The organism is Rhodocytophaga rosea (assembly GCF_010119975.1).
Classification (GTDB): domain Bacteria; phylum Bacteroidota; class Bacteroidia; order Cytophagales; family 172606-1; genus Rhodocytophaga; species Rhodocytophaga rosea.
The window spans coordinates 13,614-32,404 of the sequence record NZ_CP048222.1 but is presented as its reverse complement, the minus strand read 5'-3'; the positions used below and the strand labels follow the sequence as shown (position 1 = coordinate 32,404).

At 41.6% G+C, this 18,791-nt stretch carries 21 protein-coding genes and 1 pseudogene; 12 read left to right on the top strand and 10 right to left on the bottom strand.

Annotation, left to right across the window (positions count from 1 at the left end; translation table 11 throughout):
* Window positions 1–9: 9 nt before the first annotated feature.
* From GXP67_RS00175 to GXP67_RS00135, 9 genes are all read right to left on the bottom strand, one after another.
* Complete coding sequence (locus GXP67_RS00175; protein WP_162441289.1) at window positions 10–1,767, bottom strand: RagB/SusD family nutrient uptake outer membrane protein; 1,758 nt, start codon at window positions 1,765–1,767, stop codon at window positions 10–12.
* Window positions 1,768–1,797: 30 nt separating this feature from the next.
* Entirely contained in the window at window positions 1,798–2,658 is an 861-nt protein-coding gene (locus GXP67_RS00170; protein ID WP_162441288.1) for a SusC/RagA family TonB-linked outer membrane protein, read from the bottom strand.
* Between the two features lie 11 nt (window positions 2,659–2,669).
* A complete protein-coding gene (locus tag GXP67_RS00165; protein ID WP_162441287.1) occupies window positions 2,670–5,240 on the bottom strand; it encodes a SusC/RagA family TonB-linked outer membrane protein in 2,571 nt (856 codons plus the stop codon).
* Window positions 5,241–5,264: 24 nt separating this feature from the next.
* Window positions 5,265–6,314 carry a FecR family protein gene (locus GXP67_RS00160; RefSeq protein ID WP_162441286.1) on the bottom strand — a complete coding sequence of 350 codons (1,050 nt, stop codon included), beginning with the start codon at window positions 6,312–6,314 and terminating at the stop codon, window positions 5,265–5,267.
* 161 nt (window positions 6,315–6,475) lie between these two features.
* On the bottom strand, window positions 6,476–7,108 hold the full coding sequence (locus GXP67_RS00155; protein WP_162441285.1) for an RNA polymerase sigma factor: 633 nt from the start codon (window positions 7,106–7,108) through the stop codon (window positions 6,476–6,478).
* A gap of 421 nt (window positions 7,109–7,529) precedes the next feature.
* A complete protein-coding gene (locus GXP67_RS00150) occupies window positions 7,530–7,955 on the bottom strand; it encodes an ABC transporter permease (RefSeq protein WP_162441284.1) in 426 nt (141 codons plus the stop codon).
* Window positions 7,940–8,503 carry a hypothetical protein gene (locus GXP67_RS00145; protein ID WP_162441283.1) on the bottom strand — a complete coding sequence of 188 codons (564 nt, stop codon included), beginning with the start codon at window positions 8,501–8,503 and terminating at the stop codon, window positions 7,940–7,942. Before GXP67_RS00145 ends, GXP67_RS00150 begins: the two co-directional genes overlap by 16 nt.
* The gene (locus tag GXP67_RS00140) at window positions 8,500–8,748 is read right to left on the bottom strand and encodes a hypothetical protein (protein ID WP_162441282.1); all 249 of its coding nucleotides are present in this window, start codon (window positions 8,746–8,748) and stop codon (window positions 8,500–8,502) included. The genes GXP67_RS00145 and GXP67_RS00140 overlap by 4 nt, the downstream gene beginning before the upstream one ends.
* Window positions 8,721–8,987 (bottom strand): FtsX-like permease family protein, encoded by a 267-nt coding sequence (locus tag GXP67_RS00135; RefSeq protein WP_162441281.1) that lies wholly within the window; start codon window positions 8,985–8,987, stop codon window positions 8,721–8,723. The genes GXP67_RS00140 and GXP67_RS00135 overlap by 28 nt, the downstream gene beginning before the upstream one ends.
* A 134-nt stretch (window positions 8,988–9,121) precedes the next feature.
* On the opposite strand from GXP67_RS00135, the gene GXP67_RS00130 reads away from it, so the two are divergent.
* The 6 genes and pseudogenes from GXP67_RS00130 (at window position 9,122) to GXP67_RS00100 (ending at window position 13,290) form a co-directional block, all read left to right on the top strand.
* Window positions 9,122–9,265, top strand: coding sequence for a hypothetical protein (locus GXP67_RS00130; RefSeq protein ID WP_162441280.1), 144 nt, complete (start codon window positions 9,122–9,124; stop codon window positions 9,263–9,265).
* Window positions 9,255–9,875, top strand: a pseudogene (locus GXP67_RS00125) (outer membrane protein assembly factor BamB family protein). The gene GXP67_RS00130 and the pseudogene GXP67_RS00125 overlap by 11 nt, the downstream one beginning before the upstream one ends.
* 630 nt (window positions 9,876–10,505) lie before the next feature.
* Window positions 10,506–10,877, top strand: a complete 372-nt coding sequence (locus GXP67_RS00115) for a hypothetical protein (RefSeq protein ID WP_162441277.1) — start codon at window positions 10,506–10,508, stop codon at window positions 10,875–10,877.
* Between the two features lie 255 nt (window positions 10,878–11,132).
* On the top strand, window positions 11,133–11,564 hold the full coding sequence (locus GXP67_RS00110; protein ID WP_162441276.1) for a helix-turn-helix domain-containing protein: 432 nt from the start codon (window positions 11,133–11,135) through the stop codon (window positions 11,562–11,564).
* 5 nt (window positions 11,565–11,569) lie between these two features.
* Window positions 11,570–12,178, top strand: a complete 609-nt coding sequence (locus GXP67_RS00105; RefSeq protein ID WP_232064508.1) for an IS630 family transposase — start codon at window positions 11,570–11,572, stop codon at window positions 12,176–12,178.
* A 242-nt stretch (window positions 12,179–12,420) separates the two neighbouring features.
* Window positions 12,421–13,290, top strand: a complete 870-nt coding sequence (locus GXP67_RS00100) for a helix-turn-helix domain-containing protein (RefSeq protein ID WP_162441275.1) — start codon at window positions 12,421–12,423, stop codon at window positions 13,288–13,290.
* Window positions 13,291–13,350: 60 nt separating this feature from the next.
* On the opposite strand, the gene GXP67_RS00095 is transcribed toward GXP67_RS00100, so the two are convergent.
* On the bottom strand, window positions 13,351–13,497 hold the full coding sequence (locus GXP67_RS00095; protein WP_162441274.1) for a hypothetical protein: 147 nt from the start codon (window positions 13,495–13,497) through the stop codon (window positions 13,351–13,353).
* 74 nt (window positions 13,498–13,571) lie between these two features.
* Between GXP67_RS00095 and GXP67_RS00090 the strand changes: the two genes are divergently transcribed.
* The 6 genes from GXP67_RS00090 (at window position 13,572) to GXP67_RS00065 (ending at window position 18,746) form a co-directional block, all read left to right on the top strand.
* Window positions 13,572–14,681, top strand: a complete 1,110-nt coding sequence (locus GXP67_RS00090; RefSeq protein WP_162441273.1) for an alpha/beta hydrolase — start codon at window positions 13,572–13,574, stop codon at window positions 14,679–14,681.
* 14 nt (window positions 14,682–14,695) lie between these two features.
* Entirely contained in the window at window positions 14,696–15,481 is a 786-nt protein-coding gene (locus GXP67_RS00085) for an SDR family NAD(P)-dependent oxidoreductase (protein ID WP_162441272.1), read from the top strand.
* A gap of 290 nt (window positions 15,482–15,771) precedes the next feature.
* Window positions 15,772–16,257 carry a cyclophilin-like fold protein gene (locus GXP67_RS00080; protein WP_162441271.1) on the top strand — a complete coding sequence of 162 codons (486 nt, stop codon included), beginning with the start codon at window positions 15,772–15,774 and terminating at the stop codon, window positions 16,255–16,257.
* A gap of 278 nt (window positions 16,258–16,535) precedes the next feature.
* Window positions 16,536–17,576 (top strand): NAD(P)-dependent alcohol dehydrogenase, encoded by a 1,041-nt coding sequence (locus GXP67_RS00075; RefSeq protein ID WP_197901711.1) that lies wholly within the window; start codon window positions 16,536–16,538, stop codon window positions 17,574–17,576.
* Between the two features lie 203 nt (window positions 17,577–17,779).
* A complete protein-coding gene (locus GXP67_RS00070) occupies window positions 17,780–18,295 on the top strand; it encodes a cupin domain-containing protein (RefSeq protein ID WP_162441270.1) in 516 nt (171 codons plus the stop codon).
* A 49-nt stretch (window positions 18,296–18,344) separates the two neighbouring features.
* A complete protein-coding gene (locus GXP67_RS00065) occupies window positions 18,345–18,746 on the top strand; it encodes a (R)-mandelonitrile lyase (RefSeq protein WP_162441269.1) in 402 nt (133 codons plus the stop codon).
* Window positions 18,747–18,791 lie beyond the last annotated feature (45 nt).

Here is an 18,791-nt window from a genome sequence, read left to right as displayed (position 1 = left end):
TATTAATTTTTAATAGCCGGGATTCTGTTTATACAGGCCTTGTGACCAGTTGATTTGCGCTTGTGGAATGGGCAAGTATTCATCACGCCCCTTGGTGAAAAAAGCAACATTCAGCCATGAACGCCGTTGCCTTTCTTTCTCAAAATACGCATTCATCACCTCAGCAGCGATTCCCCAGCGGACAAGGTCATAGAACCGTCGGCCCTCCATGGCCATTTCAAGCCTGTTTTCCCACATCAATGCCTCCCATGCATTATTCTTATCCCATACTACATTCACGCCATCCACATAGGGTGCTACCGAATACTTAACCGGATGGTTACCATTAGGTAACTTTATCATACTTATGCTATTTGCAGCCCTTTCCCTTAACTGATTGATGATGGGAAGAGCCTCCTGATGTTTGTCGAGCTGAATCAATATTTCGGCTTTCCATAACAGCACTTCCGCAAAACGTACTTCCTGCTGATTTTTGGAGTTAAACATCCAGAATTCATCATGCAGGCCAGGGCTATCTGTAGTCACATTCTCTTTCATGGAATGAAAGTATCCATAGGTGGAAGGTTGCCTTGATCCGGCACTATCGAATAATACCTTCTGGTATTTCCATGGAAAGCCTGGAATAGCCACTGTATGTCCTAATCTGGGGTCCCAATTATTATTAGCAAAGTACACTTGTTTGTTGGTGATCTCTTCCTCATTAAAAGTCTTAAATAGTGGTAAACCATTGGCATCTACCCGGAAGGCATTTACCATGTTATAGGATGCTTTATGAAAATCACAGCAGCTGAAATACGGGTTCCACCAGGGGGCAGTGAGTCCGTTTCCTTCGTTTAAGTTACCCCGTGGCGTACCATCGTCAATGGTAAACTGTAATTCCCAGACTGATTCCGGCGATTTATTGTCGTATTCCAGCATGAAATTCTGGCCAATATCAGGGGATAAGCTATACTTGCCACTGTTAATGATGCTGTTGGCATAGTCAAGCGCTTCAGTAAGTTTCTGGGTATTAATTCCGGTAACCTGGTGATTATCATCCTGCGGATAGGCCATCCACAGCAAGGTTTTAACCAGATAGGCTTCTGCCGCATATTTTGTTGGCCGGCCTACTTCTACCTGAGATTCCGGCAGATTATCAGCAGCGAACTTAAACTCGTCATAGATGTTCTGCCAAAGTTCCAGATCATTTACGGCACCATCAGGCCGGTTAGAAATAAGCTTTATATCATTACCGGTCGCCTCTTCTCTGAAAAACGGTACCCATTTATACCGTTGCTTTAATTTGAAATATGTCCATCCCCTCAAAAAACGCATTTCTGCCAGGCGTTGTGTTTTTACAGGATAAGTAGCTTCCTCCATTTTATTGATGGCATTAATCGCTGTATTGATCCTTGATAAACCGCTATAAGCTGCGAACCACACCCCATCATTATTACCAACATTCGGGTTGACCAATGAAAACACCTCCATCTGATACCAGGCAGGCTGGTCATCTAAACCACCCCCTCCTTTATAGGCATCATCCGAACGAAGGCTGGAAATCCAGGGGTTCATGGTACTAAAGGTATGTACCCTGGGGCCGTGTGCATACGCTGCTGTAACCAGACCATCGGTATACTCCGGAGCGGCAAGCTTTTCTTCTGTAATGATCCCCTTCGGATTCACCTCTAAGTAATCTTTACAGCCAGTTGCTGAAACTATCAATAACCCGTATAGTAAATAGCTCGCTAATTTTGTTTGTATGATATAATTCCTGATGCTTTTCATAATTTGTTTAGGCTTTCATAAAACTTATACTTAAAAAGATACACGTACGCCAGTAATGAACATCTGGGGTCTTACATATGGGCTGGAATATTCGGCGTCCTTCGTTGGGTTTTCAGGGTCAATGCCAGTGTATTTATCTCTACCCCACCATTTTTTTATATTCACAATGTTTTGGGCATTGGCGTAAATGCGGCATTCTTTCATGCCTATTTTGGATATGATAGGAACCGGAAGGGTATAACCTAATTCAATTTGCCTGAGCTTTAAATATGAACCTGACTCCATGAAGTAAGTAGATACCCTGCGTTCGTCGTTTGGATTGATTAATGAAAGGGCCGGTATATCTGAATCAGGATTGGAAGGAGACCATGCGCCAAGAAGGCGGGTGGGGTGATTAAATCCGCTCTGCGTCCAGACATTCCAGAAGTCACTGTATGTTTTCCAATCATTTCTTACTGTGTTCCCTGCCAATCCTTGCCAGAACATAGAAAAATCAAAATTTCCATATTTGGCAGTAACATTAACACCATACATAAAATCGGGGTCACTTACGCCCAGCCAGGTCCGGTCATGTTCCCATGTAATACGGCCATCGTTGTCTAAATCCTTATATCTGATTCTACCCAGCCCTTTTCCTTGTTGTTCAGGTGAATTATCCACTTCTTCCTGTGTTTTAAAGAGCCCATCGGCAATAAATCCGTAGAATGAGTTCAAAGGTCTGCCCAGAATGTTATCATCCAAGCCATTGCCGCCATAGGTGTATTTCACCTCTTCAGGCAAATCATCGATTCTGTTGCGGTAAGAACTGATATTACCGCTGATAGAGTAGGAGAGTTTATTGGATGGATTGGATGCATACGTCAGAATAAATTCAACACCTTTATTGGTCATGTTGGCGGCGTTTATCCAGCGGTATCCCCTTCTCCGATGGCACCAATATAAGGCGGCTCATAAAGCATCCCATCGGTTACCTTATAGAAGTAGTCAAAAGAGCCGGAGACCGACCCATTGAAGAGTCCAAAATCAAGTCCTATATCGGTTTGAGCGGTTGCCTCCCATTTTAAATCCGGGTTTCCAATATGCGCCCTTCTGTATCCTGAGTAGATGGTACCGGTTTCATTACCTGCCAGGCCATATCCTGTGCCCCGGTAATCAGCTACATAGTAATTTACTAAGGCATTGGTAGGGATATTGGAATTACCATTTTTACCCCAGCTGGCTCTCAGTTTTAAGTCAGATATAAAGCCAACATTATCCTTTAAAAAGTTCTCTTCACTTAACCGCCATCCTGCAGATACAGCCGGAAAGAAGCCAAACCGGTTGTTGACGCCAAACTTAGAGGAGCCGTCATAACGCATGGTGGCAGATAGCAAATACTTTTGGTTAAATACATAATTAAACTTTGAAAAGTAGGAGAGCAGCCCCCATTCATCGCCGGTTCCGTACACCTCCTGATTGCCGGTGGCGGAATTTAAGTAAGCATAGTCGTAATCCTCAAATTCAATATCCCGGCGGTAGCCTTCCATTTCTTGTGCTGTAAATTTCACGGCTTCAATTCCCGCCAGAAAATCAAGGTTGTGTTTACCTACATTTACATTATAGTTTAAAGTATTGGTCCAGGTAGAGGTCAGGGCATGCGTCTGTCGGTTTCTAACCCCATTGATGATATCCTGTTTTCCACCACCTTCTTTCCAGGTAAAATCTATATGCCTGAAATAGCCTGAGGTATAATCAGCTCCAAACAATGATTTTAACTGTAATCCTTTAAATAGCCGCAAATCGGCATAAATGCTTCCTAATATTCTGGTGTAGTTGGTGCCATTATCTTTTCCCTGGGTTAACATCCTGACTGGGTTATTATAATCATCCATGCCCAGATTATAGGCTGTTCCACCCCAGCCTCCATCAGTTGTATACACCGGTATAATGGGGGGCATTGTGAGAAAAGAATGGCTATGGTTCTGGTCGTTAAGCTTTAGATGTGAAACAGATAGATTCTCTCCAATCATCAGCCGGTCTTTAAGTAAAGTATAATCAGAATTTAACCGCAGGGCATACCTGCGGAAGCCAGTATGAATTTGTGTTCCCCGGTTTTCGTGGTAATTGAGCGAAAGCATGGTTCTGGCCTTATCTGTTCCATTTGAGATGGTAAGATTATGGTTATTCTGCAATCCGAGTTGTGAGCCGGCGTCAAACCAATCCGTATCAGCCGAGGGCATTGTTTTTTCTGCATTCAGCCACTCAATGGGGCTTACTTTATCCAATAAAGCAATTCCGTCATCACCCCGGTGCCATTCAAAATCATATATCTGCGTCACTTCGTTGGGGTCCCGTCCATCGTTAATAGCGGCCTGCCATAAGGCCTGTCCATATTGCTGGGTATTCATCATTTTAATCCTGTTCATGAAGCTGGAAACACCCACATATCCATCGTAGGTTACTTTGGTTTCTCCTGCTTTACCGTTCTTGGTCTGAATAAGAATTACTCCGCTGGCTGCCCTTGACCCATAAATACTTGCGGAAGCTGCATCTTTCAACACCTGCATAGAAGCGATATCATTTGGGTTGATATCTCTCAGATTCATGTTTGTAGGCAAGCCATCTACCACGATCAGCGGTGGGGCCGATCTCATAGAGGTAAGGCCACGGATTTGAACAGTTGCGTTTCCAACTGGGTTTCCATCGGTAGTAATGAACATACCTGGCACCCGGCCTTGTAAGCCCTGTATCACATTGGAATAATTGTTCTTCTCGATTACAGCAGGTGTTATCACGGCAACAGAACCTGTCAGGTCAGCCTTTTTCTGAGTCATGTACCCGGTTACTACCACTTCCTCTAAGGCTTTGGTATCTTCTTCCATTTGAACATTGATCTTCGACTGGCCATTTACAGATACTTCTTTCGTGGCAAAACCTATGTAGGATAAGAGCAGGATATCTTTTTCATCTGCCTGTAAGGTAAAATCTCCTTCTGTGTTTGTGACCGTTCCTGTATTTGTGCCTTTGATGAGTATGGTTACACCAGGCAGTGGACTTCCTTGCTGATCGGTAACTTTTCCGGAAACATTGATTGGTGTAAGCTCTTGCGGTTGAATCTGGCTTGTTTTATTAGCAGGCGCTTGCAAGGGAAAAATCACATACCGTTTATTTCCTATTTTTTCAACAGTTAGCCCATAAGGTTTTAAAACCACATTCAGCAGTTGCTCCATGTTGTTTAAATAAACTTTGGAGAGGTCTAATGAAATTGTTTTATCTTTAATTAAGTCGCTGTTATAATTGAATCGTACCTTTTGCTCCTTTTGAATCTGATTTAAAACAGCCTTTAATGGCTTAGCCTGCAGTTGTATTGTCGTGGGCTGATGGGGAGGCGTTGGTGGTGCAAATGCCACTTGTTGGGCAAAGGTCGGGGTAAATCCTATACTTATTAGAAAAAGGAGTACCCACCGTCCTTTTGGACGTACTTGTTTTCTCATAGTGGTAAAGATTAACTTGGTGGATTATTTATTTCGAAACATAATTTGGTTTCCTTGCTTTATAACCTCTATCCCAAACGACTTAGACAGTACTAAAAAAAAATTATCCATGTCTTGATGGGGTAATGTACCAGTAAATGAAAGCTTCTTCAGTGAATCATTCTCAAAAACCACCCGAATACCTTTGGTATCTTCCAGAATCTGTGCAATTTCAATTAAAGGTTTGGCCTCAAATATCATTTCGTCTTCTTTCCAGGAAGAATACAGCAGCGGATTTACCTTTTTGCGATGCATCTGATTTGTACCTTGTGTATATTCTATAAAATCACCTGGTGCCATGAGAACAGGCGTTTGAATCTCGCCAGATTTAGACAAGCTTACTTTTCCTTCCTGTAATACTACCTCTACCTTATTGCGTCGGTTATTGACATTAAATTGAGTACCTAGTACCACCACCATTAGGCCATTGGTATGCACAACAAAACGAGCATTGGCCATTCCAGGCTTTTTCACTACATCAAAAAATGCTTCCCCGGTTAACTGAACTTCCCGGTCTTTCTGGTCTGTCCAATCGGAGGAATATTGAAGCGAAGAATTGGCATTCAGCACTACCTGCGAACCATCTGGTAAAGTAATATTTTTAATCTGGCTGTATGGGGTACGATGTATGTGTGCCAGGGGGGAATGATCATAGAGCTTTCCCCAGATTAGCCAGGTAGCCAGCACCAGCAGTACAGTAACTGATGCAGCAACAGCACCTTTATACAACCAATTAATATAGAGGTGCTTACTTGTTCTTATCTTTGATTTATTTGTCCCTGAAAACGGGTGTGCCTTTCTACGTTGGTTAATACTCTCCCAGAGTTGTAATTTATCTTTTTCGCTAAGCAGCTTGCCCGGAATACTTAAATCTATGATCAGTTGCCTTGCTTCTGCTACCAGTGTTTTTTTCTCCGGATGGTTCTCCAGCCACTGTTTCCAGAAACTATTTGTCTGCGGATCAGGTGATTTAACCCACTGAATGAAATAGTCATCCACTAGAAAATCGTTTAACTGATATTGGTCGTAGTTCATGTGATAAAAAATGCTGTGGAGAAGAGAGTAAAGCAGGATATTATCCTATTTTTTCTTCTTTAAATGTATAAAGAGGAAAATGGAACAAAATGACCCACACATAGGGAAAAAAATTTATAAATATTTTTAAACCCCGATAAGAACATTCAGAAATGTAGCTATTAAAGCAGGAGTAGTTGCAGAATAATGGTTGTTGCAATACGGGAAATAACAGGTAAAGCAGAAGAAGAGAGAGACTTTGGCGTATACATTTTCTTAAGAATATCTACAGCCCGGTAAATTAATTTATATACCGCCCGTGGAGTGATTCCCATAATAGTGGCAATTTCTGCGAAATCTATATTCTGGTAAAACCGGAGATAAATAGCTTCTCTCTGACGGTCGGAGAGGTAAGTAAGCGCTACATCCAGTTCTTTACATCTTATATGATGTTCTTCTAGCTCCATTAATCGATTTTCAAAAGAAGCTTCTGTATTTTTGAAGACAGGATTGGCGAATTCGTTGGTGAAATTAAGGTCAGCATTCACTTTCTGAGCAATTTCTCTCCGTAGTGACCGGAACAGATAATATTTAATGGAATCGGTGGGTCCCAGATTTTTCCGGCTAAGCCAGAGTGTTACAAATAAATCTTGCAGGCAATCTTTTACGATTTCTTCATTTGGATAAACTCTATATCCATAACTATACAAGACTGGTACATACTTTTCATAGATGAAAGAGTAGGCTTCTTCACTTCCATTTCTGAATTGGTTCCACAAATCTGTATCATTAAAGGAAGAGAATAAATTATCCATTTATTACAAGTGTAACACCTTATATGTATGAAATTACTCTTAAGCAAAGCCAATATAAGAAAAAATATAAAATACATAACATTATAAAGTTATAATTTAAACACAAAGCATTTCGCCAAGTAAATAGTGGACTTTCTCCAAAAAATTGGACGATAAGTTAAGTGTGATTGTATGATAGCCATATTAGGATGATCTCCTGCCATGAAATTATACACAAAAAAAGTAAAGCAAAAGGGTAGTTAATTTAATTACCTCTTTTGAGTAACACCGATTCTAAGATGAAGATTATACACTAGTGCTTAAGTTATCTTCCACTTTTAAGGGAAATCCCATATGCACTTTATCTTTAAAGATTTAGAAGGGATCAAATGCGAAAGCCTCTATAAACGACGGAAATAAAGGTAAACCCAAGTTCCTGACACTACTCACTTCGTAAACTATTTACCGGATTAGCCAGGGCTGCTTTCATAGATTGATAGCTTACCGTGAGCAAAGCTATAAACAGAGTTACTAGACCTGAACCCATAAATAGCCAGGGGCTAATATCAATCTGGTAAGCAAACCCCTCCAGCCACTTGTTTGCTCCCCAGCAGGCAAGAGGCCAGGCAATGATAGTGGCTAATAACACCAGCCTGAGAAAGTCTTTAGACAATAAAGCTACAATACCAGACAGCGAGGCCCCCAATACTTTGCGAATGCCTATCTCTTTGGTGCGTGTTTGGGGGGTATAAGCAGCCAGGCCAAATAAGCCTAGACAGGAAATAAGAATTGCAATTCCGGTAGCTGTGGACACCAGCTTGGCAGACAGCCCTTCAGCCTCATAAAATTTGGCTATGGATTCGTCCAAAAATGTATAGGTAAATTCTTCTTCCGGATACAACTTTTCCATATTCTTTCAATCTGGCGGATGAGGACCTTAAAATCCCCTGCTTGCTTTCCTTGGGTAGATAGCTTGAGACTGAAATCGTAGAAATTATTTGTATGGGTGGCTATGGCTACCGGCTCAATAGCTTTGTGCAGAGATTGAATATGAAAATCTTTTACCGCCCCTACAATAGGTAAATATTTCCCCTCATAATTGAGGATTTTGCCTATCGCTTCTGCTGGCTGGGTAAAACCCAACTGGCGGGCATACGTTTGGTTAATTAAAAATTCACGTACTGTATCACTCGGATGCAGGTTGCGGCCAGCCAACAGAGCAATATTGTACAAATGTATAAAAGTAGTGTCCCCGTCTTTGCGGTAGACATTGTGTTTAAGGATCTCTTTGCCATTATCAAACTCAAAAATATTGGTGATGTATCCATCAGATGCTGGTGGCTGGGTATGCATGCTTAAGGCTTTTATCTGAGGAATTTTACTCAGCTCCTGCTTCAATATGAAATGCTTGTTCACATTTTGATCATTCCAGAAATCCCAGGGCAGAGAAAATTAATAATGGCATCCTGACTGAAGCCCATATCTTTATTGAGCATATAATCAATTTGCCTGCCCATAATCAGGGTGCCTACAATTAATATTTGTGCAAACGAAAACTGGAACACAATGAGTGCCTTGCGAAGATAAGCACTCCTGGTTTTGCCTGAGGATATAAAAGCCTTATTTTTGAGGGCTAGGGCAGGTGCAAAGGAAGAAAGCACAAATGCCGGATACAGTCTACACTTACTACTACAACGATAAGGAGTAAGAAAGCAAGTGTAAAGGGGGCTGAGAGATGTAAGGTTACTCTTTTAGGTATAAATTCTTCGAAAGCACTTAAGGCCAGATTGGCCAGCAGTAGAGACACAACTGCTGCCAGAGTGGCAATCAGCATGGTTTCAGCCAGGAATTGCTTCATGAGTTCAATACGTGTGCCCCCAAGCACTTTCCGTACACCCACCTCTTTGGCCCCTTTTACTGCCTGAGCTGTAATGAGAATTCACACCTCCTAGTAAAGAAGGCGAATAGATCTTCCCGGGCTTTGATGGCGGATGAGAATGGGGAGGAGCGGTGGTAGATCCCCTTTACGGAATTATGTATGTGAATATTTCAGAGTTACCCTGGTCACTGACTATGATTGATGTGCCTAAGAAAAACACAGCTAATCGTTCGCTGAAAGGTGTAGGCAAAGGCGTATACAATAAGTTCTGCCTGTCACGGTCCCGAATTGAAAGGTAATGGTACGGCTTATCCTTCGCTAGTAAATATCAAGGAGAAGTATAATCAAACTCAAGTAAAGCAGATCATAGAGAATGGCCGGAATATGCTGCCTGCCTTTAAGCAGATACCAGAAGGTGAAATTCAAGCCTTGTTAACCTTTCTGCTGGACTTAGAGGAGAAAGGACCTACTTTAGAGGCAAAAAAAGGAGAAGTGGCCAAAAAAGCTGGTGGAGCCGAAGCGGATAACATTGCCGGAAAGAAAACAATTCTCGATAAGGTACCCTATACTATGACCGGCTACAACCGCTTTTTAGATAAAGATGGCTATCCCGGAATCAAGCCTCCTTGGGGACCATTGAATGCAGTAGACCTGAATAGTGGTAAATTGTTGTGGAAAGTGCCTTTAGGCGAATATACGGAGTTAACCAAATAAGGCATTCCACCTACTGGTACAGAAAACTATGCAGGACCCTTGGTCACTAAAGGAGGACTTGTGTTTATTGCAGCTACCAAGGATGCAAAGATTAGAGCTTTTGATAAAAAAACTGGGAAGGTACTCTGGGAAGCACAGTTACCTGTACATATGCTACTCCTGCAATCTATACTATCGATGGCCGACAGTACGTAGTCATAGCCTGCGGAGGAGGAAAAATCGGTAGTAAGTAAGATAATGGCAGCGGTTGACATAGTCAAAATGACCCCGCCCGCCTAGTGCGCATTGAGTACAAAGGCGGCAATTGCAAACCCCTTATCCAGGTAGCGACCTCTAAAAGAGGGAGGGGTGCAGTTCCTTTCGAAGCCCATCTTCTATTGGATGGAAATAAGGATTTTGACAATGATGCCTCAAGTACGTCTGGAAAGTGATCTCCGCCGTGGTAGGTGCTATCCGCACTTTAACGGAAGAAAATCCTATCCATTTAAAGTAAGGGTTTACAGGCTGCCCTTTCAACTGTATTTGAACATTCTACCTTTGACTTAATAAGTGTAAAAAATCAATACGCTTAAAAGTAATAATCTTAGTGAATTCAGTATTGAAGTCTTTTTGAACATAGAAGTTTGAAACCCTTACTAATTGGTTTGATTTTCTTTACCGATGAGAGTATGCAAAGCAATAACTTTGCAGCATGTCGCATTCTGGTGTTATATCTATCTCTCAATTTCATCCTTGTCTACAACTCAAAGGTTTTAAAGCCTATAAAATAGAGCTTGGCCTAACAACTGCCCCTCTTACAAGCGCAGAGATTTTTATAAACTCTATTTGATTACTGCAAAAAGTAGAATTTATTATGGGGAGGAAGAAATAGAAATTGATGGAAGTGTCTTGTTTTATGCCAGTCCTAATGCTACTTACAGATGGGAAAATACTTCTCTAGCGCAGAGTGGATATAGTTGCACTTTTACGGAAGCGTTCTTGAGAAGGCATCCTCATTTAGGAGCCTTTTTGCACTCACCCATATTTGGCCTGGGAGATATAGCTCTTTGCCCTTTAAACCAAGAGCAAAAAAAACATATGACTGCTATTTTTGGGCAGATATACTCCGCTCAAGATTCAGACTACTTCTTTAAGCATGAGCTTATTAATAATGGGCTGCATGTGCTTATCCATGAAGCATTAAAAATGCAACCTTAGGAGAATAGCTCCAACTGTTAGAAAACCTGATACGTATTTTCCATTTTGTTTATGTCTTACCTTTTACTAGGCAGCACACTACTGCTCCAAGATTTGTCCATTGCTTTCTTACCTATTTCAGATATAAATGTTTGAAATTCATACTTATTCGTTTGATTTTCTTTACCACTTCCCCTATTCAAATGTATACCTTTGCATAAACTAAGTAAGAGTACACAATTAAGTATAAGATTTTGGCAAATTGTATCTTTGCTTATGCGTTATATCAAGAAGATTACAGACAAGCAAAAACAAGACTTAGAGAAGATTCATAAAGATAGTAAAAGTTATCAGGAACGTAACCGTTGCCAATGTATACTGTTATCCAATCAAGGCTATCAAGTACAGAAGTTAGCAAGCATTTTTCAAGTAAGTCAGTTAAGTATTTATAAGTGGTTTGATCGCTTTGAGAAAACAGGTGTGGTAGGGTTAAAGAACCAAAAAGGGAAAGGCAGAAAACCCATCCTTACTACCAGTAATGCTACCCATGTTGAAGTAGTGGAAAATAGCATAGAGAAAGAAAAACAACAACTTAAATTAGCTAAGCGAGAGATAGAAGCTAAATTAGGCACGGCTATGAGTGAGATGACCTTGAAGCGGTTTTTAAAAAAATTGACTACCGATGGAAACGTTTCCGTAAATGGATAAAGCCATTGCAAAACAAAGAAGCATATGAGCAGAAAGTCAAGCGATTACATGCTTTGCTTTATTTGGCACAGACAGGCAGTATAGATTTATATTTTGGAGACGAATCAGGGTTTTGCCTTACCCCTTGTGTACCTTATGGATGGATCAAAAAAGGCGAACACGCCCCTATTTTATCCCAAAGAAGTACAAGGATAAATGTATTTGGCTTGTTAAGTACAAATAATGAGTTGCTTACTTATCAGAAAAGTGGGAGTCTAAACGCTGACTTTATCATTGAATGTGTAGAGGCCTTCTCAACATCTATTTCCAAGTTTACTGTCATAGTCTTAGACAACGCCTCCTGGCATACATGTGGCCTATGGGAAGTCAAAAAAGAAGAATGGGAACAGAAAGGATTATACATCTTTTTGCTGCCTAAGTATAGTCCTCATCTTAACAGGATCGAACGATTTTGGAAGCAGGTGAAATATCATTGGCTCAAAGCCGAAGACTATCTGTCTGTAGAAGCGCTTAAGGAGGCACTTTATACCATCTTTTCAGGATTGGGTACTTACTTTAAACTTGATTTTAAAAAACTTGAAGTAGATGAAAATATTATACTTAATTGTGTTTAATTACTTAATTAACCATTAAATATGAAATAATCCCTTCAGGAAGAAGTACAAGCCTTCCTGCCACCGGACGCTTATCTTAATGGTAGAGGAGAAATTTGCAACGAATTGTTTTAGAAACAAGTTACACTTAGGTAGTTTAATGTCTGCCCAATAATGGGTTATCCATACCTGTACCTTCCGGCCTGCAACAATTCAAATCATAAAAGTCTTTAGCATCTTAGTTAATTTTTAAAGCTTTTCAGATGAAAAACCAAGCAATACGTTCCGTTTCGGACTTTAATAATGAACTAAAACTGAAGGGATTTAATGTATTCCAAATCGAGGCTGACGGCAATGCTGTACGTATGTACAGCAGAAAGGACTTTTATAAGATTTGTCTGACCACGGGCAAAAGTATCATTCACTATGCCGACCGGAGCTTTGAAGCCGAAGGCACCGTTTTGTTTTTTGGTAATCCACACATTCCTTACTCCTGGGAAACCCTTTCAACGATCTATGTAGGGTATACCTGTCTTTTTTCGGAAGGTTTTTTTGGCGCATCTGACCGTTCCGAAAGTCTGCAGCATTCTCCTTTATTTAAAATTGGCGGAACGCCCATTTTAAAGATAACAGAGGGGCAGCGGGAGTTTTTAAATACCATCTTTCGTAAAATGATTGAGGAGCAGAAGGCCGATTATGCTTATAAAGACGACCTGATGCGCAACTATATCAATCTAATCATTCATGAGGCGTTGAAACTGCAGCCTTCAGAAAACTATGATCAACACAAAAACGCCTCTTCCAGAATTACTTCGGTATTCATGGAACTCCTGGAAAGGCAGTTTCCCATTGAGAGCCCGGATCAGCCTTTACAATTAAAAACGGCTCAGGATTATGCCAGCCACTTGTCTATTCATGTCAATTATCTAAACCGGGCAGTAAAAGAAGTGACCGGTAAACCGACCACTGCTCATATCACCGAACGGATCATCTCTGAAGCAAAAGCACTACTGCAACATACCGACTGGAGTATTGCAGAGATTGCCTACAGTCTGGGCTTTGAGTATCCTACTTACTTCAATAACTACTTCAAACGAATAACCGGTAATACACCTACCTCTTTCCGACCTTGATTGGTTTGAAATTCTTAGGTATTGGTTTGATTCTCTTTACCACTAAGGGTAAAGGTAGAGTTATCTTTGCAGTATATTTTTAAACTCAGTAACAATAGGAAAGTAGAAAGAGAAAATATCTCCAATTACACTACCATAGACATAAGGAGTAACCATTGGGGAAAGTGCCATGGCTACTGCCCAAACAATAGTCAGCCGGGATGTCACAGCAAACACAGTTATAGGCAGTGTGCCTTCAAATATTTTTAAAACAATTCAGTACTTATTAAAAATGAAAAACTATGAAAAAGATAGCCCTTATAACCGTTTTGTCCATTCTACTTTTTGGACAGGCTTATTCGCAAACAAAACAAAATAAAGAAACCTTGAATAACACAGAAAATAAAGAATATTACACCTTTAAGCTAAGCGATAAAGTGACCCGCCAGGCAGTAACGTTTAAAAACCGGTATGGTATCACCCTTGCTGCCGATTTATACATACCTAAAAATCGTGGCAGTGAGGCTTTGTCAGCACTTGCCATTAGTGGTCCGTTTGGTGCCGTGAAAGAACAGTCGTCCGGACTGTATGCACAAAATATGGCAGAGAGAGGCTTTGTGGCCCTTGCCTTTGACCCATCATATACCGGCGAGAGCGGAGGAGAACCCCGTAATGTGGCTTCACCAGACATCAATACGGAAGATTTTAGTGCAGCCGTAGACTTTCTTAGTTTGCAGTCTTATGTAGACAGGTCCCGTATTGGCATCATTGGTATTTGTGGGTTTGCTGGCATGGCGCTGAATGCTACTGCCGTAGACAAACACGTCAAAGCTGTTGCTACCACCAGTATGTATGATATGTCACGGGTGATGGCAAAAGGCTATTTTGACAAGCTTACTCTTGATGAGCGAACTCAACTGCTTGATCAACTGAACGGGCAACGTTGGACAGATGCTGAAAAGGGTACACCTGCTCCATCCACCAATAACCTACCAGAAAAGTTGCAAGGCAACGAACCCCAGTTTGTAGTAGATTATTTCAATTATTATAAAACGCCACGTGGGTTTCACCCTAATTCGATTAATTCAAACGGTGCATGGACGGCAACAAGTCCGCTTTCGTTCATGAATATGCCGCTGCTGACTTACATCAAAGAAATAGCCCCACGTCCGGTTTTGCTGATTGCCGGTGAAAATGCACACTCCCGTTATTTTAGCGCAGATGCTTACAAATCAGCAGCCGGGCAGAAAGAGTTACTAATTATCCCTAATGCCACGCATGTTGATTTGTATGATAAGTTAGATGTTATTCCTTTTGATAAGCTGAGATCATTTTTCAACGAGAATTTGAACAAGGGCAAGCGTCAGGATGTTTCAACCGGAAAGAGTGCTGTTTCAGCAGCCGGCAACTAATCCATCAACACAATATGGCTAGAATATTTATCACAGGCTCAGCAGACGGCCTTGGACAGTTGGCAGCAAAGGCGCTGCTTCGTGAGGGACATCAGGTGGTACTTCATGCACGTAACCGGGAGAGGGGAGTGCAGGCTTTGAATAAATTACCCGGTGCCGAGGATGTACTGATAGCTGATCTTTCCAGTATGGAGGAAACTAAAGCATTGGCTTTTGAAGCCAATGCTTTGGGCGTTTTTGATGCGGTTATTCACAATGCGGGTGTGTATCAGGTGCCAAAGAATAGCAAGGGTACCGAGGGGTTACCCCTATTGTTTACTGTAAACAGTATTGCTCCCTATATCCTAACCTGTTTACTACAAAAACCAAAACGGCTTATCTACCTAAGTTCGGGTATGCATCTCCAGGGTGATTCAAGCTTAAAAAATCTACCCGTTGGCACACACATGGGAAACAGTCATGTAAGTTATGCTGACACGAAGTTGCATGATGTAATCCTGGCTATGGCTGTTGCACGGAAATGGAAGGATGTGTATGCCAATGCAATAGATCCCGGCTGGGTGCCCACCAAAATGGGTGGAGCAGGGGCGCCTGATAACCTAGAGAAAGGTTTTGAAACGCAGGTATGGCTTGCTGTAAGCAATGATCCAGGAGCAAGGGTAAGCGGTCAGTATTTCCACCATAAAAGACAAGCACATTATCTGCCAGCAGCTAACGATATAACCATACAGGAAAAATTCTTTGCCTTGTGCGAACAGATTACAGGTGTACGCTTCGATGACGAACAAATCTTCGTATAAGATAACCAATAAGTGCGGCAAAGCCAGAGTAGTCTTGACAGCACCTGTATTTCATGCCCTTACAGCTTTACGATCTTAAATCTAAAGACCCAACCTGCTTCTACGAAAGTTTGAATAGGTCTTTTCTTTCCTTTTTGTGTCATACTTGGTTTGAAATTCTTAAGTATTGGTTTGATTTCCTTTACCAGCAGGTCTATCCCCTAAGTTATCTTTGCATAACTCTTAAAGCTTAATGCTAAAATCCTCTAGGTGGACACACGCGCATGTAGACTTTCCTAAAACCACAAGCCATGAAATATTCACTGTTCATCGTATTTTTCCTATCCTCCTTATTCACGAGTTTAGCCTCTTGTAAGAAAGAAGCCTCTCTGCCCAGTAACCCGGATACGGAAGATACAAACAGTAACAATACTCTAAACCCTACCGGAAGTCAAATGAGAATTAAGATCGGAAGTAGTACGTTCACGGCAACGTTGTATGACAATGCTACTGCAACTGCATTTAAAGCCTTGTTGCCGATGACTATTACAATGAGTGAGTTAAATGGAAATGAGAAGTATTTTGATTTAGCAGACAATCTACCTGCCACTGCAACGAACCCCGGAACAATTCAAAACGGTGATTTAATGCTGTATGGTTCCAACACGCTGGTGCTTTTCTATAAATCCTTTTCTACCTCTTACCGTTATACTAAGCTTGGACGGATCAATGATACCTCCGGGCTTGCTGCCGCCCTTGGCTCTGGAAATGTGCTGGTTACGTTTGAATTGGAGTAGAAGTTAAGATACCGAGCAAGTGGTTTAAACAATTAAAGGCGTATGCCATCCTTTTACTATTGAAAAGAAGCTCTTTACTGGTTCTTCATTGAAACCACTACCATATAAGTAATGAATACTTGTCACTTAAAAGGTGTACGAAAACTGTCCAGTGATCCTTCCCGTACATCCATACTTTACTAAAATAAGCGTAGAAAAACATAAAAAATCTAAAAACAACTATATATGGAAAATGTAAAAACAACAGAAAAGGAGCCACCACTCTTAAGACAAAAAGTATAAAAGCATTTGGAACCGAAGCGGCAAAGGCACCCTTAAAAGGGTTAACCATTAACCGCAGACATACTACATCCCATGATGTAGAAATTGACATTTTGTATTGTGGTGTTTGTCATTCCGACCTGCATACGGCCAGAAATGAATGGCATGGTACTATTTATCCATGCGTCCCAGGTCATGAAATAGTCGGCAGAATTGTACGTGTCGGAGATCATGTCAGCAAATTCAAAGTAGGCGATGTGGCAGCGGTAGGTTGTTTGGTAGATTCCTGCCGGGAATGCCAATATTGTCAAGAGGACCTGGAACAATATTGCGAAAAAGGGAATATTCAAACCTATAATTCACCAGATAAATACCTGGGTACCCAAACCTATGGCGGGTATTCAGAAAGCATTGTGGTGGATGAAAGCTTTGTTTTACGGGTACCAGAAAATCTTGATTTAGCCGCTACTGCACCACTGCTATGTGCAGGCATCACTACTTATTCTCCCCTTAAGCATTGGAACGTAGGCCCCGGCAAAAAAGTAGGAGTCGTTGGCCTGGGTGGTTTGGGACATATGGGAGTTAAAATTGCTAAGGCCATGGGGGCAGAAGTGATCGTATTTACCACTTCTGCTTCGAAAGTGGAAGATGCCAAACGCCTTGGGGCTGATGATGTTGTACTATCCAAAGATGAAGCGCAAATGGCAAAGTATGCAGGCAAGCTTCATTTTGTATTGGATGCCGTTTCGGCACAGCACGACATCAATGCGTACTTAAATTTGTTACGGGTAGATGGTTCATTGGCTTTGGTCGGTGCGCCAGAACTTCCGCTTCCGGTAGCAGCATTCAGCCTGATCCCTTTCCGGAGAAGCTTCGCTGGTTCGATGATTGGAGGTATTGCCGAAACGCAGGAAATGCTTGACTTCTGTGGCAAGCACAATATTGTTTCAGATATAGAAATGATCAACATCGGGCAGATCAATGAAGCCTATGAACGCTTGCTGAAAGGCGATGTAAAGTACCGCTTTGTGATTGATATGGCATCCTTGAAAAAGTAAGGTTGTTAAAAGCAATATCCCAATTAAAGAAGGTGTGTCCTGCACCTTCTTTAATTGGAAAACAGATGCAGGAACGTGATCAAGGTTTTACGATTCCAACATATTGATCCAACGAAAACGACCGAGACTGTTGGATGCATAAAATTCGGAGGGGTAAAAGCACTATCTAAGTGAATCAAAAATATTAACTAACACCAAAAGCCATGCAGAAGAAAACCAAAATTGCCCTTTCCTATACAGTTCTTCTTTTACTGATTAGTACCCTTCTTGGCTGCAGTGGCGACAAGACACCAATTAGCGAATCAACAGCAACCGATTCAGCCCAGGAACCCCTATTTCCCAGAGGTGAAAAAGGCCCGGCATCAAACTTTACCGGTAATGCCTACAATACTGCTCTTCTGCCTAATGACTCCACCTACCATACACTGGTGGGCAATGTCTACTTCGAAAAGGGAGCCAGATCAAACTGGCATGTACATCCGGCTGGACAGATCCTGATTGTTATTGATGGGGAAGGGTATCACCAGATGGAAGGAGAGCCAAGGCAATTGATGAAAAAGGGGGATGTAGTGAAATGCCCACCGAATGTAAAGCATTGGCATGGAGCAAGTGAAAAGGGTAGCCTTACACAAATGTATATATTGCCTAATACTGAGAAGGGAATTGTGACATGGTTGGAGCCCGTCACCGATGAACAATATACATCCATGAATAACTGATGGCAATGAACTGCAAAATGGAGCCTGCTTACTTAAACAAAAACACAAAATGGATATTATCAGAATAGGTTCTCAGCCTTCCATTAAAGGCCCCGAAGACTGGTTTACCGGCTCAGTCCGGATTGATTATATATGTCAGCCCAACGAGCACAGACGAACAGCGGCAGCAACGGTAACATTTGAGCCGGGAGCAAGAACGGCCTGGCATACGCATCCGCTAGGTCAGACACTCATCGTAAAGGCGGGAGTCGGTTTAGCGCAACGGGAAGGCGGCTCAATAGAAGAGATTCATCCAGGTGATATTGTTTGGTTTGAACCCAATGAAAAGCATTGGCACGGTGCATCTCCCACAATAGCCATGACTCATATTGCCATGCAAGAGCAACTAAACGGAAAAATGGTAGACTGGATGGAAAAGGTTACCGATGAAGATTATAAGAGCTATAGATAAGATTTTATCATTGGTAAAACCTAGCGAGCGATTTATGCCCAAATC